Annotated in this window: 16 protein-coding genes; 5 read left to right on the top strand and 11 right to left on the bottom strand. The window is 65.3% G+C overall.

The genetic code is table 11. The annotated features are described in order from the left end of the window. Window positions 1-33: 33 nt before the first annotated feature. From fabF to ACW5DN_RS07095, 7 genes are all read right to left on the bottom strand, one after another. A complete protein-coding gene (gene fabF, locus ACW5DN_RS07065; protein ID WP_456962019.1) occupies window positions 34-1,287 on the bottom strand; it encodes a beta-ketoacyl-ACP synthase II in 1,254 nt (417 codons plus the stop codon). A gap of 159 nt (window positions 1,288-1,446) precedes the next feature. Further along, the gene (gene acpP / locus ACW5DN_RS07070) at window positions 1,447-1,686 is read right to left on the bottom strand and encodes an acyl carrier protein (RefSeq protein WP_456962020.1); all 240 of its coding nucleotides are present in this window, start codon (window positions 1,684-1,686) and stop codon (window positions 1,447-1,449) included. Window positions 1,687-1,791: 105 nt separating this feature from the next. Continuing rightward, window positions 1,792-2,538, bottom strand: a complete 747-nt coding sequence (gene fabG, locus ACW5DN_RS07075) for a 3-oxoacyl-ACP reductase FabG (protein WP_456962021.1) — start codon at window positions 2,536-2,538, stop codon at window positions 1,792-1,794. Between the two features lie 55 nt (window positions 2,539-2,593). Continuing rightward, window positions 2,594-3,553: an ACP S-malonyltransferase gene (fabD, locus tag ACW5DN_RS07080; protein ID WP_456962022.1), complete on the bottom strand. Its 960-nt coding sequence runs from the start codon at window positions 3,551-3,553 to the stop codon at window positions 2,594-2,596. A 153-nt stretch (window positions 3,554-3,706) separates the two neighbouring features. Continuing rightward, on the bottom strand, window positions 3,707-4,687 hold the full coding sequence (locus ACW5DN_RS07085) for a beta-ketoacyl-ACP synthase III (protein WP_456962023.1): 981 nt from the start codon (window positions 4,685-4,687) through the stop codon (window positions 3,707-3,709). Between the two features lie 69 nt (window positions 4,688-4,756). Next, window positions 4,757-4,951 carry a 50S ribosomal protein L32 gene (gene rpmF, locus ACW5DN_RS07090; protein ID WP_456962024.1) on the bottom strand — a complete coding sequence of 65 codons (195 nt, stop codon included), beginning with the start codon at window positions 4,949-4,951 and terminating at the stop codon, window positions 4,757-4,759. Between the two features lie 58 nt (window positions 4,952-5,009). After that, window positions 5,010-5,546 (bottom strand): YceD family protein, encoded by a 537-nt coding sequence (locus ACW5DN_RS07095; RefSeq protein ID WP_456962025.1) that lies wholly within the window; start codon window positions 5,544-5,546, stop codon window positions 5,010-5,012. A 189-nt stretch (window positions 5,547-5,735) separates the two neighbouring features. Here ACW5DN_RS07095 and ACW5DN_RS07100 point away from each other — a divergent pair, with 189 nt between their 5' ends. Next, complete coding sequence (locus ACW5DN_RS07100; protein ID WP_456962026.1) at window positions 5,736-6,110, top strand: hypothetical protein; 375 nt, start codon at window positions 5,736-5,738, stop codon at window positions 6,108-6,110. 46 nt (window positions 6,111-6,156) lie between these two features. On the opposite strand, the gene ACW5DN_RS07105 is transcribed toward ACW5DN_RS07100, so the two are convergent. Continuing rightward, window positions 6,157-8,118, bottom strand: coding sequence for an ArnT family glycosyltransferase (locus ACW5DN_RS07105; RefSeq protein ID WP_456962027.1), 1,962 nt, complete (start codon window positions 8,116-8,118; stop codon window positions 6,157-6,159). A gap of 117 nt (window positions 8,119-8,235) precedes the next feature. Here ACW5DN_RS07105 and ACW5DN_RS07110 point away from each other — a divergent pair, with 117 nt between their 5' ends. The 4 genes from ACW5DN_RS07110 to ACW5DN_RS07125 are packed head-to-tail and all read left to right on the top strand — an operon-like array spanning window position 8,236 to window position 12,703. Then, the gene (locus tag ACW5DN_RS07110) at window positions 8,236-9,216 is read left to right on the top strand and encodes an AAA family ATPase (protein ID WP_456962028.1); all 981 of its coding nucleotides are present in this window, start codon (window positions 8,236-8,238) and stop codon (window positions 9,214-9,216) included. 21 nt (window positions 9,217-9,237) lie between these two features. After that, window positions 9,238-10,206 (top strand): DUF58 domain-containing protein, encoded by a 969-nt coding sequence (locus ACW5DN_RS07115; protein ID WP_456962029.1) that lies wholly within the window; start codon window positions 9,238-9,240, stop codon window positions 10,204-10,206. Then, on the top strand, window positions 10,199-12,187 hold the full coding sequence (locus tag ACW5DN_RS07120; protein ID WP_456962030.1) for a transglutaminase TgpA family protein: 1,989 nt from the start codon (window positions 10,199-10,201) through the stop codon (window positions 12,185-12,187). Before ACW5DN_RS07115 ends, ACW5DN_RS07120 begins: the two co-directional genes overlap by 8 nt. Before the next feature lie 30 nt (window positions 12,188-12,217). Next, window positions 12,218-12,703, top strand: coding sequence for a Slp family lipoprotein (locus ACW5DN_RS07125; RefSeq protein WP_456962031.1), 486 nt, complete (start codon window positions 12,218-12,220; stop codon window positions 12,701-12,703). A gap of 21 nt (window positions 12,704-12,724) precedes the next feature. Here ACW5DN_RS07125 and ACW5DN_RS07130 read toward each other — a convergent pair whose 3' ends face one another. The 3 genes from ACW5DN_RS07130 to ACW5DN_RS07140 all read right to left on the bottom strand — a co-directional run bounded on the left by ACW5DN_RS07130 (window position 12,725) and on the right by ACW5DN_RS07140 (window position 14,132). Next, the gene (locus ACW5DN_RS07130) at window positions 12,725-13,078 is read right to left on the bottom strand and encodes a histidine triad nucleotide-binding protein (RefSeq protein ID WP_456962032.1); all 354 of its coding nucleotides are present in this window, start codon (window positions 13,076-13,078) and stop codon (window positions 12,725-12,727) included. Between the two features lie 81 nt (window positions 13,079-13,159). Beyond that, complete coding sequence (gene recR, locus ACW5DN_RS07135) at window positions 13,160-13,756, bottom strand: recombination mediator RecR (protein WP_456962033.1); 597 nt, start codon at window positions 13,754-13,756, stop codon at window positions 13,160-13,162. 55 nt (window positions 13,757-13,811) lie between these two features. Beyond that, window positions 13,812-14,132, bottom strand: a complete 321-nt coding sequence (locus ACW5DN_RS07140; RefSeq protein WP_456962034.1) for a YbaB/EbfC family nucleoid-associated protein — start codon at window positions 14,130-14,132, stop codon at window positions 13,812-13,814. Window positions 14,133-14,170: the final 38 nt, after the last annotated feature.

Raw genomic sequence — 14,170 nt, forward strand, 5'->3', positions numbered from 1 at the left:
GGACACCATCGAGCACCGGCGTCCGGGATGCCGTTAGAGCCGCTGGAACACCAGGGTGCCATTGGTGCCGCCGAAGCCGAACCCATTGGACACGGCGACATTGATCTTCGCCTCGCGCGCCACATTCGGCACGTAATCCAGGTCGCAGCCTTCGCCGGGCTCCTCCAGGTTGATCGTCGGCGGGATGATTCCGGTATGCAGCGCCATGATCGAGAAGATCGCCTCGGCACCGCCGGCCGCACCCAATAAGTGGCCGGTCATCGACTTGGTCGAGCTCACCATCGTCTTGTAGGCGTGGTCGCCGAACGCGCGCTTGATCGCCAGGGTCTCGGCAAGATCGCCCAAGGGGGTCGAGGTGCCATGCGCATTGAGATACCCGACCTGTTCGGGATTGACGCCCGCGTCCCGCATTGCCGCAACCATGCAGCGTGCCGGCCCTTCGCCGTCCTCGCTGGGTGCGGTCATGTGGAACGCATCGGAGCTGGCGCCGAAGCCGACCAGCTCGCAATAAATCCGCGCGCCACGGGCCTTGGCGTGCTCGTACTCCTCCAGCACCAGGACGCCGGCGCCATCGCCGAGCACGAAGCCGTCGCGATCCTTGTCCCAAGGGCGCGAGGCGCGGGTGGGGTCGTCGTTGCGGGTCGACATCGCCTTCATCGAGCAGAATCCGCCCACTGAGGTCGGCGAGGAACCGCGCTCGGCGCCACCGGCAAGCATCACGTCGGCATCGCCGTACTGGATCAGGCGCATCGCCATGCCGATCGAATGATTGGAGGTCGCGCAAGCCGAGACCGCGGAAAAATTGGGGCCCTTGATGCCGGTCAGCAGCGACACCTGGCCGGGAAGCATGTTGATGATCGTGCTGGGCACGTAGAACGGTGAAATCTTGCGTGGGCCGCCGGCCAGGTATTTTGCGGTCTGCTCCTCGATTCCAAGGATGCCGCCTATGCCTGAACCTATCAACGCGCCAATGCGCTCGGCGTTGCCGTCGTCGATCTCCAGCCCGGAGTCAGCCAGCGCCATCAATGAGGCACCGACGCCGTAGTGGATGAAGCGGTCCATCTTCTTCGCATCCTTCGTCGGCACCCAATGGGTGACGTCGAAGTCATGGATCTGCCCGGCGATCCGGGTGGTGAAACCGGTGGTGTCGAAGTGACTGATCGGACCAATGCCGGAGCGACCATTGATGATGCCGTCCCAGCTGCTGGCCAGGTCGTTACCCAGCGGCGAGACGATGCCAAGGCCGGTGATGACTACGCGCCTGCTGGAGGCTGGTCGATTGGACATGGGGAACTCCGCTTGCGGACGCGCCGTCACGGGGTCCATGACGCGCCTGACGTGTTTCGTACGTTGGATAAACTCAAGGCCGCGTGATGCGGCCCCGGTCGGTGCTGCCGGGCATGGGGCGCCGGTTCTGGACCGGTCGCACCACGACCTGCGGCCCTGTTACGCCTTGACGTGGGTCGTCACGTAATCGATCGCCTGCTGCACCGAGGTGATCTTCTCGGCTTCCTCGTCCGGGATCTCGCACTCGAACTCTTCTTCAAGCGCCATCACCAGCTCGACGGTATCAAGGGAGTCAGCGCCGAGATCGTCAACGAACGAGGCGTTGTTGGTGACCTCGTCTTCCTTGACGCCCAGTTGCTCGACCACGATTTTCTTGACGCGTTCTTCGATGCTGCTCATTGGTATTCACTCCTCCCGGACGGGATATTCGATGGAATAGTGTAGTGGAATCGAGAGCTTCGCGACGATCGCGGAGCCCTTTGGTTACGGTTGCCTGTCGCGGAACTACGACATGTACATTCCGCCGTTCACGTGCAGGGTCTCACCGGTGATGTAGGCCGCAGACGGTCCGGCGAGAAACGCCACCGCCCGTGCGATGTCGGCCGGCTCGCCGAAACGACCCAACGCAATCTGGCCCAGCATCGCGTTTTTGGCATCCTCCGGCAGTGCGCGGGTCATGTCGGTGTCAATGAAGCCGGGGGCGACCACGTTGACGGTGATCCCACGGCTGCCAATCTCCTTGGCCAGCGACTTGCTGAACGCGATGATGCCCGCCTTCGCCGCTGCGTAGTTGGCCTGGCCTGCGTTGCCGGTCGCGCCGATGACCGACGCGATATTGACGATACGGCCGCGACGCGCCTTCATCATCGAGCGCATCACCGCCTTGGAAGTGCGATAGACGCTGCTCAGGTTGGTGTCGATCACCGCCTGCCAGTCCTCGTCCTTCATGCGCAACAACAGGTTGTCGCGGGTGATGCCGGCATTGTTGACCAAAATCGAGATCGCGCCGATGTCTTTGCCGATGCTGTCGATCAGCGCAGAGGTTGCCGCGGCGTCGACCACGTCAACGACGCGGCCGTGCCCGCCGTGCCCGGCCAGACGCTCCGCAATCGCGTTGGCGCCGCGCTCGCTGGTGGCGGTGCCGATCACGGTCGCGCCCTGGGCCGCCAGTTCGTCGGCAATCGCGGCACCAATGCCGCGACTGGCACCGGTGACAAGCGCGATCTCGCCGCTGAGTGGTTGCTTGCTCATGTCTTTTGTCTTCCTTCTTGGCAGGCGCCATTGCCGGCAGCCCGCGAATGAGTGGCTATTGTTTCCAATCGGCCAGGGTGGCTTCGAAATCAACCGCCGTGCCGATCGAGCGCGCTTCCAGCGTCTTGTCGATCCGCTTGGCCAGCCCGGTGAGCACCTTGCCGGGACCGCACTCGACGAACCGCCGCGCACCGTACTCGGCCAGTGCCTGCATACAGCGGGTCCACTGCACCGGCAGGTACAACTGGCGCACCAATGCATCACGGATCGCCTCACTGCCCTCGTGCACCTTGGCGTCGACGTTGTGTACCACCGGCAACCGCGCCGGCTGCCAACGGATATCGTCCATCGCCTTGGCCAGGCGATCCGCAGCGTCGCGCATCAGCGGCGTGTGCGATGGCACGCTGACGGCCAGCTTGACCGCCTTGCGGACGCCTCGATCGGCCAGCTGCACCAAGGCCTTGTCGACGGCGGCGGCATCGCCACCAATCACGATCTGGCCCGGCGAGTTGTAGTTCGCCGGCACCACGACCTCCTTGCCCGAGACCGATTGGCAGACCTGTTCGACCAGCACGTCGTCGGCACCCAGTATCGCGGCCATCGCACCGGTGCCGGCGGGTGCGGCGTCCTGCATCAACTGACCGCGCAGGCGCACCAGTCTGGCCGCCTCGCCCAGCTCAAGCACGCCGGCGGCCACCAGGGCGCTGTACTCCCCCAGGCTATGGCCCGCCAAGTGCGCCGGACGCGCGCCGCCACGCGACTGCCACAGGCGCCATACCGCCACGCCTGCCGCAAGCAACGCCGGCTGGGTGAATTCGGTCTGGTTGAGCTGCTGCGCGGACTCGTCCTGGCTCAACGCCCACAGATCGACCCCGGCACCGGCGCTGGCTTCGGCAAACGTCTCGACCACCAGCGGATGGTCGCGGGCAAGCTCACCGAGCATGCCGGGCGATTGCGAGCCTTGGCCTGGAAAGATGAAAGCGAGTTGGTGGTCGCTGTGTTGAGAATCGCTCACACGACGTCCCCTGCGGATGGAACACACCATGATACGAGTGAACCCAGCGAGGTGTCTGTACCGTGGCGTACAGTCAACGACGCGGGCAGGAGGGCATCGATCAGCATGGATCCGGCCCGACCGGGCCGTGGGGTTGCGGTCATTACTGCCCGCTCAATAGCGCAAGAGCGCCGAGCCCCAGGTAAATCCGCCACCGAACGCCTCCAGCAGCACCAGTTGGCCGCGCTTTACCCGGCCCGAACGCACCGCCTCGTCCAATGCCAGCGGCACTGAGCCCGATGAGGTGTTGCCGTGCTTGTCGACGGTGACCACCACCCGCTCCATCGGCATCTCCAGCCGCCTGGCGGTCAGCTCGATGATCCGCAGGTTGGCCTGGTGCGGGATCAACCAGTCGATCTGGCTGCGATCCAGGCCATTGGCCTCCAGGGTTTCCTCAACGACCGCATCAAGCGCCTTGACCGCGTGCTTGAACACATCGTTGCCGGTCATCATCACCTTCACCCCGGCGTTGTGCTCCTCGGGCTTGAAGCCCACCGAGACCCCGACCGGGTTGTACAGCAACTCTTTCTTGCCACCGTCGGCATGCAGGTGGGTACTGAGGATGCCGGCTTCGCTGTCGGCCTTCAGTACCACTGCCCCGGCGCCATCGCCAAACAGCACGCAGGTGGCGCGATCGGTCCAGTCCAGCATCCGGGTCAGGGTTTCCGCACCGATCACCAGCGCAGTCTTCACTGAACCGGAGCGAATGAACTGGTCCGCGACCGCCAAGCCGTAGATGAAGCCTGAACATGCGGCGTTGACGTCGAATGCAGGACAGCCGTTGGCGCCCAGGCGGTGCTGGACCAGACAGGCGGTGGACGGAAATATAATGTCGGGCGTGGTCGTGCCCAGCACGATCAAATCCAGCTCAGACGCCTCGACCCCGGCCGCCTCCATGGCACGCACTGCGGCGTGATAAGCCAAGTCACTGGTGGTCTCACCCTCGGCCGCGACATGGCGCTGGCGAATACCGGTGCGCGACGTAATCCATTCGTCACTGGTCTCGACGATCTTCGACAGATCGGCATTGGTCAGGACTTTTTCCGGCAAATAGCTGCCAGTGCCCGCAATGCGGGAGAAAATTCGATCAGTCATCACCACTCCAGCGACGGCCGCCGCACGCGTGTTTCGCGGGCAGCGGCGATGTAACGCACGTGAGGCAGCTTACTCTTCGTCGGCAACGTTGGCCTGGGTGTTGATCACCTTCTTGCCGCGGTAGTAACCGTCAGCGGTGACGTGGTGGCGGACGTGGATCTCGCCGGTGGTCGGGTCGGTGGACAGCAGCTTGCTGGTCAACGAGTCGTGGCCGCGGCGCATGCCACGCTTGGACGGGGAAACGCGGGACTTCTGGACAGCCATGATCTTAACTCCAAGGAAAACCGTGAATAACGCTTGATTCGAAGGACAACTCGAAGTTCTAGTTCGACTTGTCCGCCTTGCTTTTCAGTGCCGACAACGCCGCGAACGGGTTGACGCGCTCCAGGTCGGCCGCAGGCGCCGGCCAATCTGCTTCCATTGCTTCTGTTCCGGGCTTTACCGGTATCACCGGTATCGCCAGAATCAGCTCATCTTCGACCAGTGCAACCGGTGACAGCATGCCGTCGGGCGGCACCAGCAGCGGCTCGTACCCCTCCGGCAATGCCGCCTCGTCGGCTTCATCACGGATCAAGCCAAGCCGTTGCGCAATCGCCACCGGGAACAGGAACCGCTCAAGACTGCGCTGGCACAGCAGCGGCAACGACGCCTGCGCGCGCAGCTCCACATACGGGATCCGCAGCTCGTCAGTGCCAAAATCCAGCGAATAGCTCACGTCACCGTCGCTATCCACCAAGCTGTCACTCAATCGCACCAACGCTGCCAACGGCACGCGGCCCTCGACACCGCGACGCGCTGCCACCATGCGCCACGCATCCAGAACCTCGGGTACAGTCACTTTGGGCACGTCAGCGGACATAAGCCCGAGAATGTTAAGGAGCGCGTGCTGGCGTGTCAAACCCGGCAACCCCGCCCGACTCCGGAACCGGGCATCTACCGGCAATGGCCGCGCCAAACGGGAGCACGCCGGTTCGGCGGGTTTGCCCGCTTTACGCACGCACGGCAGACTGAACGCCCATCCCACCGCTGCCCAGCCATTATCCTCGCCGTGAACACTCCTTTGTCGTTGTTGCTTGTGCTGGCCTCCGCTGCTTCCGTCGTGGCGTTCATCATTGTCCGGATACGCCGCCCGGGCGATGGACGCCAGCGCGAGATGCAGCAGTTGCTGGATGCCGCCGACAGGCTGGAGACGCGCCTGCGCGCTGCACGCGCGGAGATCACCGCCGTAGTGGGCGAAGATGCCGCCGATCCGGTCCAGGACGCCCTGCGTGAAATGCTGCGCCAGCGCATCTGGTTACGCGAACATGGACAGCGCGCAAGTGTGCAGGAATTGCAAGAGGTGCGCGGCTCGATCGAGATGGCCGGCACCCGGATCGAGCAACAACTGGCCCAGATCCAGCAGGCCCGCACTTCGATGGAGTGAGCTCGATGCAGTGAGCGGCGGCAACCCTGCCGCTATTCGCCGGCCGCTATTGGCCGGTCTCGCGTGGCAGGACTTCCAGCGGCTGCTCCGACCACGCCTCCACGCTGCCATCGGGGCCATGCAGGCGCAGTCCGAGCCAATGGCGGCCTGGCTCCACGTCGCCCAGGTTGACGCGTCCGGCAAACCCGACCGCAGGATGGTTCGGGTCGTTGCTGATTTTCCAATAGTCGGCCACGCCGGGGCTGTCCAGCCCATACTCGACGTCCGCCACCCGTTGACCGTCCAGCAATACCTCCACGCGCTCCAGCCCCACTCCTTCCTTGAACGCCCAGCCGGTGATTTCGAACGTGCTGTCCACCGTGGCACCGCCGACCGGATGGTCTATCCAGGCCATCGCCGGGGCAACGCAGGTACCGCTGACAGGGGCTTGGGGGTCAAGCTTGAACAGCATGAAGCGTTGACTGCCATGGTCGACGTTGATCACCTGTGGCGGCGGCAATGGGCCCACCATCCGGCACAGATCGTGGTAACGACGCAGCAGGTCCTTGTAGGGCACGTCGGTGACCGCCTCTACCAGCAGCACCGGCACCTCGCCCCACGGCTTGCCGAACTGTGCTGCCCAGCCGGCACGTCCGGTCGTCTGCAGGTTCCACAAGCGCAACTGCGGTGCGCGACCATGCTTGTGGTTGAGCGGGTGGTCGAGCACCGGGATTTCCGCGTTGCCCATGGCAAAGCCCAGTTCTGCGCCCACCTTGAAACTGCCGGCCACGATGCGGGTGCCGGCCGGCATCTGCGCGCGGGTAAAGCGCACCGTCTCGGCCAGCTCATCCCATCCGGCAAAATTGGATGGGTACCATTTTTCCACGGCAGCGCGTTCCCGCACCGCAGGGATGGAGACGGCAACGTAATAGCCCAGCACCACGACCAAGCCCAGTCCTGCCGTTGCCCAGGTCGCGACGCGCAACCAGCGCGGCCAGGCCGCCAGCACGGCCGGCAACAGCGGCAACAGGGCCAGATAGCCCGGCAGTGGCCAATGAAAGCTGACCCGTTCGGTATCGGCGAAGAATCCCAGCGCAAAGAAACCCAGCACCACCAGGCCGCCAAGCAGCGCAAAATAACGTGACACCGGCATCGCGCTCCTGCTCCCCCGCCAGCTCGCCATCGCCAGGGCCGCGAACAACAGCGGCGTCACCATCAGCGCCTGGATCGCAATGAACAAAACGCCGTCGAAATGGAATGCCCACGGGTGCCGGTCGACCAGTTGGAATCGCAGGCCGGCGTCGGAGTTGTCCAGGTTCCATGCCACCAGCGGTGCCCACGCCGCCGCACCGATCGCAACCGCGGTCCAGGTACGGGCATCGCGCAGGACCTTGCGGCCATCGGCGATGAGCAACAGCGCCAGCAGGCCGACACCGATCACGGCAATGAACCGGTAGTGGCTCAGCGCTCCGATCGACAGGCCCGCCGCCAATTCCAACGCGGCGCCTGCGTCGACCTGCCGCAGCAGTTTCGCTCCCGCGTCCACGCACAACAACGTTGCCACTGCCATCGCCGCATCGGGCAGGGCCAGCAGGCCCAAGGTGCCGGACAACGGCAACAACAAGGCAAAGCACCCCGCCTGCCAACCGAAAGTCTCGCCGTACTCCCGCCGGGTAATCCGCACTACCAGCCACGGCACCACCGCCGCGATCAGCAGGAATGGCAGACGTAACCCCAGCTCGGTATTGCCTCCCAGGGTCACCCCCAGCCGCGACAGCCATGCGGTCAAGCCGGGCAAGTCGGAGTACGCCGGCGCGAGGTGCTGACCCTCAAGCCAGTAGAAAGTCTCATCGACGAACGGCGGCAACCTCGCCGCCACCAGGATTTTCAGCGCCAGCACGACTGCGAACAGGCTCCAGAACCAACGTCGTGCCGCTCCCGCGCCATCGGGTGGCGAGCCTGGCTGCGGCGAGTCAGCGCCGAACGAAGATTCCGACAGCGGGAACTGGGGCGATTGGACTACGCGCATGGGGTTGCGACCTCGTTACACTCGTTGCGATGACGATACGGGCCGCGATCGGCGGCCCGACCCACGACACCGCCCAAGTTTGGCATTCATCGGTTTGGGCAACTCCCGGAGAGCACCATGGCGGTATCCACCCCGGCAATCGATGCCGGCATCGGTTCGGCGAAGGCACGCATGCTACCGGACACACTGCGAAATGCGCTTGACGATGCCCAGGCGCAGGTCAATTCACTGGTACTGGGCAAATCCCTCGAGGTGCGGCTGGCATTTGTCTCATTGCTCTCGCAGGGCCATTTGTTGATCGAGGATCTGCCCGGGCTTGGCAAGACCACCCTCGCCCATGCGTTGGCCGCGACCCTCGGGTTGGAGTTCCAGCGCGTGCAGTTCACTTCCGACCTGCTGCCGGCGGACATCGTGGGCGTGTCCGTGTTTGACCCGCAGGCGAGACGCTTCGAGTTCCATCCAGGACCGGTATTCACCCAGGTACTGCTCGCCGACGAGATCAACCGCGCCCCGCCCCGCACCCAGAGTGCGCTGCTGGAGGCGATGGCCGAGCACCAGGTCAGCATCGACGGCACCACCCATGCCCTGCCCGACCCGTTTTTCGTGATCGCCACCCAGAACCCGGTCGACCTGGCCGGCACCTACCCGTTACCCGATTCCCAGCTTGACCGCTTCCTGCTGCGTCTCACGCTTGGCTACCCCGGACAGGAAGCGGAACGCGAGCTGCTCGCCGGCCGCGATCGCCGTGCGCTGATTGCCCAGGCCCAGCCACGACTGACCCGGGACGACGTCATCGCCATCCGCAATGCGGTCATCGAGGTGCATGCCAGCACTGCACTGGTCGACTACGTGCAAGCACTGCTTGCCCGCAGCCGCAAGCATCCTGGAGTACGGGTCGGGCTGTCGCCACGCGCCGGGCTGGCGTTGCTGCGCGCGGCCCGGGCCCATGCGCTGTTGCTGGGCCGCGACCATGCCCGTCCTGAAGACGTCCAGACGCTGTTCGCGGCCGTCGCGGCGCATCGTCTGGTCGCCGAGGCCGACGCCGGCAGTGACGCCGCGCTGGCAAAATCCATCCTGCATACGGTCGCCGTGGACTGATCGGTGATGTCGGGACCGCTGATGCGACGTTGGCACCGCTGGGCATTGGGCTGGACCCGTCCACGGGAACCCGAAACGCTACCCGCGCACTTCGATCGGCGCCGCGTGTACGTATTGCCGACCCGATTCGGCCTCTTCTATGCGGTGCTGCTGGTCACGATGTTGCTGGGCGCGTTGAACTACAACAACAACCCGGCCCTGCTGCTGGGGTTGTTACTGGCCGGCGCCGGACTGGCCAGCCTGGTGGCCGCCCAGTTGCAGTTGACTGGTCTGGCGATCGTGGCCATTGATGCGGAGCCGGTTCCGGCAGGCACCGACCTGTTGCTGCGGTTGCATGCCCAGGCCGATGACGGGCGCAGGCGGCGTGGCCTGCAATTGACGCTGGAGCGCATCGACGCCGGCGACGACACGGGGCCCCCCTCGGCCGTGCTCAACCTGGATCCGAGTCACGGCCAGGCACAGTTGCCCGTACCCACCCTCCAGCGTGGCTGGTTGGACTTGGGGCGGCTGCGTATCGCCACCACTCGCCCGCTCGGCCTGGCGCGCGCCTGGTGCTACATCTGGTCGCCGGCGCCGCTGCTGGTGTACCCACGGCCCGAAGCCGATGGGCCCGCGCTGCCGACCGGATCCGGCGACCGTGTGCAAAGCCGGCTGCACCCCAGCGGCGATGATGTCCACCACCTGCGCAACTACCGTCGTGGGGATTCCCGCCAAGCAATCGCGTGGAAATCCTCGGCTCGTCGCGACACCTTGCTGGTGCGTGAGTACGAACAACCGCTGGGCACGGACATTGTCTTGGACTGGCATCACGCCGGACCGTTGGGCAGTGAGCGGCGGATCGCACGGTTGGCACGCTGGGTGGACGAAGCCGAGCGCGATGGCCGCCGCTATCGGCTGGTCTTGCCCGGACAGGTTGCGATCGGACCGGCGCAGGGCCCCATCCATCGTCACGACTGCCTGCGCGCGCTAGCGCTGATGCCACATGGCTGAGTCAACGTTGGCAGGGGCGCTGGATCCGGGGAGCCGGCGTTGGACACTGGCAGCTGCCGGCGCCTGCCTGTTCCCCTTACTGTTGCAGCTGCCGTCCCCGTTGGGATGGCTGGCCGGATCGGCGGCCGTGCTGGTCACCGCGCTTTCATGGCGCAAGCCGCTGCATGTCGTGTGGCGGCTGGGACTCGCGTTCGGCCTGTTGGCGGCACTGTTGAGCATCGCCGGATTCAGCGTTGGCCGCGACACCGGTTGCGCCGTACTGGCGGCCATGCTGGCGGTGAAACCGGCAGAGACCTTCACCGTCCGTGATGCGCGCAGCCTGGTCGGGTTTGCGCTGTTTGGCCCGTTCGCCGCCTTCCTGCTCGATCAGGGGCCGCTGACGCTCGCGCTCAGCCTGGTCGGGACGGTGCTGGCGCTGGGTGCGCTGCAACGGCTGGCCGACCTGGAGTCCGGGGACACGATCGATATGGACGTCCGCCGCCGGCTTGCCGGAACTGGTCGCCTGCTGGCGATCGGGCTGCCGTTGGCGCTGGCCGCATTCTGGCTGTTCCCACGGCTGGCATCACCGTTGTGGGGCCTGCCCGAGCGTGCATTGGCGCGTACCGGACTATCCGATGAGATGAGCCCCGGCCAATGGATCGACCTGATGGTCGACGACACGCCAGCGTTGCGCGTGCATTTTTTCGGCGCCACCCCACCCACGTCGCAGATGTATTGGCGCGGGCCGGTGCTGGTTGATTTCGACGGGCGCAGTTGGACCCGGTCGCGCCGGCTGACCCGCTCACCGGCGGCAGCGGTAACGCCTGCCGGACAGCGCTGGGACTATGAGGTCGAGATTGAACCCACCGAGCGTCGACAGGTGCTGGCGCTGGACCTGCCGCTCGCCGCTCCCGAGGGCACACGGCTCGGCCATGCCTACGGTTTGTTTGCCTCGCGCCCGCTGAGCTCGCTGACCCGCTGGCGGATCCAATCCGCTCCACCGGCCGATTTCGAGCCACGGCTGTCATCCACAGTGCGCGAGGCGGCACTCGCCCTGCCCGACCAGTTCAACCCGCGGACCCGCGCCCTCGCCCGGCAGTGGCGTGCCGAAGCCGGCAATGACGATGCCCGGATCGTCCAGCGTTCACTGGACTGGGTACGCCGGGACTTCGCCTACACCCTCAGCACCCCGCTCGCCGGGCGGCATTCGGCCGATGAGTTCCTGTTCGATCAGCAAGAAGGGTTCTGCGAACATTTCAGCTCTGCCTTCGTGATCCTGATGCGCAGCGCCGGCATTCCCGCACGCGTGGTTACCGGTTATGTCGGTGGCCGGCACAACCCGCTGGGCGATTATTGGCTGGTACGCCGCTCCGACGCCCACGCGTGGGCCGAGGTGTGGCTGTCCGGGCGTGGCTGGACACGCGTCGACCCGACCGCGGCGGTCGCCCCGGAGCGGATTTACGACACCGTCGACGACCTGATGGCCGGCGGTGGCACCAGCGGCCTGTTCGGCCGCATGTTGGGCAACGGCGGCAGCCTGTCCCAGGCAGGTGATTGGATGCGCCGAGGCTGGAATGATCTTGTACTCGGCTTCGATGCACAGCGTCAGTCAAGGATGCTGCGCCCGCTTGGCATCGAACACCTGGCAGGCGCCCGGCTGGGCCTGTTGTTCGTCGTCGCGGCGCTGTTGGCACTGTTGTGGATGGCCTGGTGGAGCCGCCGCGGTGAACGGCAAGCCGATCCGGTATTGCGTGCCTGGCACCAGTTGGGTCAGCGCTACCAGCGGCTGGGGCTGGGACGCGAGCCCGACGAGCCAGCAGGCCGATGGGCACGGCGGGTCGGCGGTGTCCATCCACAAGCGCGCGACGAGTTGCTTCGGCTCAGCGAGCGTTTCAGCAATTGGCGTTACGCTAGACTTCCATCGGGACAACGTCCCCCATCACAGCAGTCGCGTGAGCTTGCTCGAGCGCTGCGAGCCCACCGTCCACCCGGCAAGCGCTGACTGCACGGCCCTTCGACCCGGAGAAACCCCATGAACATCCGTCTTGTCATGCTCGCGTTTGCCACCGCACTGCTGGCTGGTTGTGCCACCCAGCCAATGCCGTTGCAGGGAGAGTTCGCACAGGTCAGCCCGCGCGACGCCACCACGGCCGATCGCACCGGCGCGCTGGTGCGCTGGGGTGGACGCATCGTGCAGGTCGAGCCGGAATCCAACCGCACCTGTTTCGAGATGATTTCGACCCGGCTCACTGTCCAGGCCCGGCCGTATTGGGCCACCGATGACGTCGGTGGCCGCTTCATCGCGTGCCGGGAAGGCTTCTACGACCCGGCATTGTTCCAGGTCAATCGTGAAGTGACCTTTACCGGCCGGATCGACGGTTACGAAACCCGACGGATCGGCGAGTACGACTACCGCTTCCCGCGGGTCGCCGCCGACGTGGTCTACCTGTGGCCGGTCCGCGAGCGGGTGGACGTGATCACCCGCCCGGCGCCGTGGCCGTGGTGGGGCTATTGGTAAGCACCACCCGGTAGCGCGACGTCACGCAGGCGTGCCAAACCGCCCCAGCGGCGCGCCGCCAAGCAAATGCAGATGGATCTGGAACACGGTCTGGCCACCATGCTCGTTGCAGTTCATCACCAGTCGATAACCGTCGTCGGCCAGGCCTTCTCGCCTGGCGTATGACGCTGCCGCGTGGGCAAGCCGGCCGACGATCACCGCCTGCGCCTCGGTCAGGTCATCGAGGGTCGCGACCGGTGTCTTGGGAACGAACAACACGTGCACCGGCGCTTGCGGGGCGATGTCGCGAAACGCGATCAGGTGCTCGTCCTCGTAAACGATATCGGCCGGCAATTCACGGCGGATGATCTTGCCGAAGATGGTCTGGTCAGTCATGGCGCGACTCCATGGGGTAATGGGCTGGGGTAATGGACCTTAAGTGATGGGCCATTGTCACCCAGCTCGCCGCATGTCGGCTCAGGTCATCTCACTGCGGCTGCCGAAGGCATGCGACAAGGTGCCGCGATCGACATATTCCAACTCGCCGCCCAGCGGCACCCCGTAGGTCAGGCGACTGGGATGCACCGCGTGCTGGCGCGCAATCTGGCCCACGTAATGCGCGGTTGCCTCGCCTTCCACCGTCGGGTTCGTCGCGATGATCAGCTCCGACACCTCGCCTTCGGCCAGTCGTGCGTCCAGCCGGTCCAGGCCCAGCTCGGCCGGGCCGATACCGTCAAGGGGACTGAGCCGGCCCTGCAATACGTAATACAGGCCCCGGTAGCCGGTCGCCTGCTCGATGGCGAGACGATCGGCCGGGGTTTCCACCACGCACAGCTGGTGGACATCGCGCGAGGCACTGGCACAGGTCGGACACACGTCATCCTCGCTGAAGTCGCGGCAACGTGCGCAGTGGCCAATCTTTGTCATCGCCACCGCCAGCGCCGCGGACAGCCGCTGGCCGCCGTCGCGCTCGCGCTCCAGCAGGTGGTACGCCATGCGTTGCGCGGACTTCTGGCCTACCCCGGGCAACACCCGCAGCGCTTCGATCAATTGTTCCAGCAGCGGCGAGCTCATCGAAAGTCCGCCCGGCTTCGGCTTGATCGCAACGACATGATCAGAACAGGCATGATCAGAACGGCAACTTCATCCCCGGCGGCAACTGCATGCCGGCGGTGGCCGAACCCATCTTGTCCTGCGAGGCCGCGTTGACCTTGTTGACGGCATCGTTGATGGCCGCAGCAACCAGGTCCTCGGTCATCTCCGCGTCGCTGATCACGCTCGGATCGATGCGTACCTTGCGGCACTCCATGCGGCCGGTCAGGGTCACGCTGACCATGCCGCCGCCAGCGTTGCCGGTGACCTCGACGTTGGCGAGCTCTTCCTGCGCACGCTGCATATTTTCTTGCATCTGCTGCGCTTGCTGCATGAGTTGGGCAATATTTCCACGCATTTCGTCTACTCGTTTCGGTTATGGACAACTGGTTAGAT

Source organism: Lysobacter sp. A289, assembly GCF_054072675.1.

What these genes read in the sequence shown, in the direction of transcription:
- fabF (WP_456962019.1), bottom strand. Translation starts at nt 1,287, where the DNA reads ATGTCCAATCGACCAGCCTCCAGCAGGCGCGTAGTCATCACCGGCCTT.
- acpP (WP_456962020.1), bottom strand. Translation starts at nt 1,686, where the DNA reads ATGAGCAGCATCGAAGAACGCGTCAAGAAAATCGTGGTCGAGCAACTG.
- fabG (WP_456962021.1), bottom strand. Translation starts at nt 2,538, where the DNA reads ATGAGCAAGCAACCACTCAGCGGCGAGATCGCGCTTGTCACCGGTGCC.
- ACW5DN_RS07085 (WP_456962023.1), bottom strand. Translation starts at nt 4,687, where the DNA reads ATGACTGATCGAATTTTCTCCCGCATTGCGGGCACTGGCAGCTATTTG.
- rpmF (WP_456962024.1), bottom strand. Translation starts at nt 4,951, where the DNA reads ATGGCTGTCCAGAAGTCCCGCGTTTCCCCGTCCAAGCGTGGCATGCGC.
- ACW5DN_RS07095 (WP_456962025.1), bottom strand. Translation starts at nt 5,546, where the DNA reads ATGTCCGCTGACGTGCCCAAAGTGACTGTACCCGAGGTTCTGGATGCG.
- ACW5DN_RS07105 (WP_456962027.1), bottom strand. Translation starts at nt 8,118, where the DNA reads ATGCGCGTAGTCCAATCGCCCCAGTTCCCGCTGTCGGAATCTTCGTTC.
- ACW5DN_RS07110 (WP_456962028.1), top strand. Translation starts at nt 8,236, where the DNA reads ATGGCGGTATCCACCCCGGCAATCGATGCCGGCATCGGTTCGGCGAAG.
- ACW5DN_RS07115 (WP_456962029.1), top strand. Translation starts at nt 9,238, where the DNA reads ATGCGACGTTGGCACCGCTGGGCATTGGGCTGGACCCGTCCACGGGAA.
- ACW5DN_RS07120 (WP_456962030.1), top strand. Translation starts at nt 10,199, where the DNA reads ATGGCTGAGTCAACGTTGGCAGGGGCGCTGGATCCGGGGAGCCGGCGT.
- ACW5DN_RS07125 (WP_456962031.1), top strand. Translation starts at nt 12,218, where the DNA reads ATGAACATCCGTCTTGTCATGCTCGCGTTTGCCACCGCACTGCTGGCT.
- ACW5DN_RS07130 (WP_456962032.1), bottom strand. Translation starts at nt 13,078, where the DNA reads ATGACTGACCAGACCATCTTCGGCAAGATCATCCGCCGTGAATTGCCG.
- recR (WP_456962033.1), bottom strand. Translation starts at nt 13,756, where the DNA reads ATGAGCTCGCCGCTGCTGGAACAATTGATCGAAGCGCTGCGGGTGTTG.
- ACW5DN_RS07140 (WP_456962034.1), bottom strand. Translation starts at nt 14,132, where the DNA reads ATGCGTGGAAATATTGCCCAACTCATGCAGCAAGCGCAGCAGATGCAA.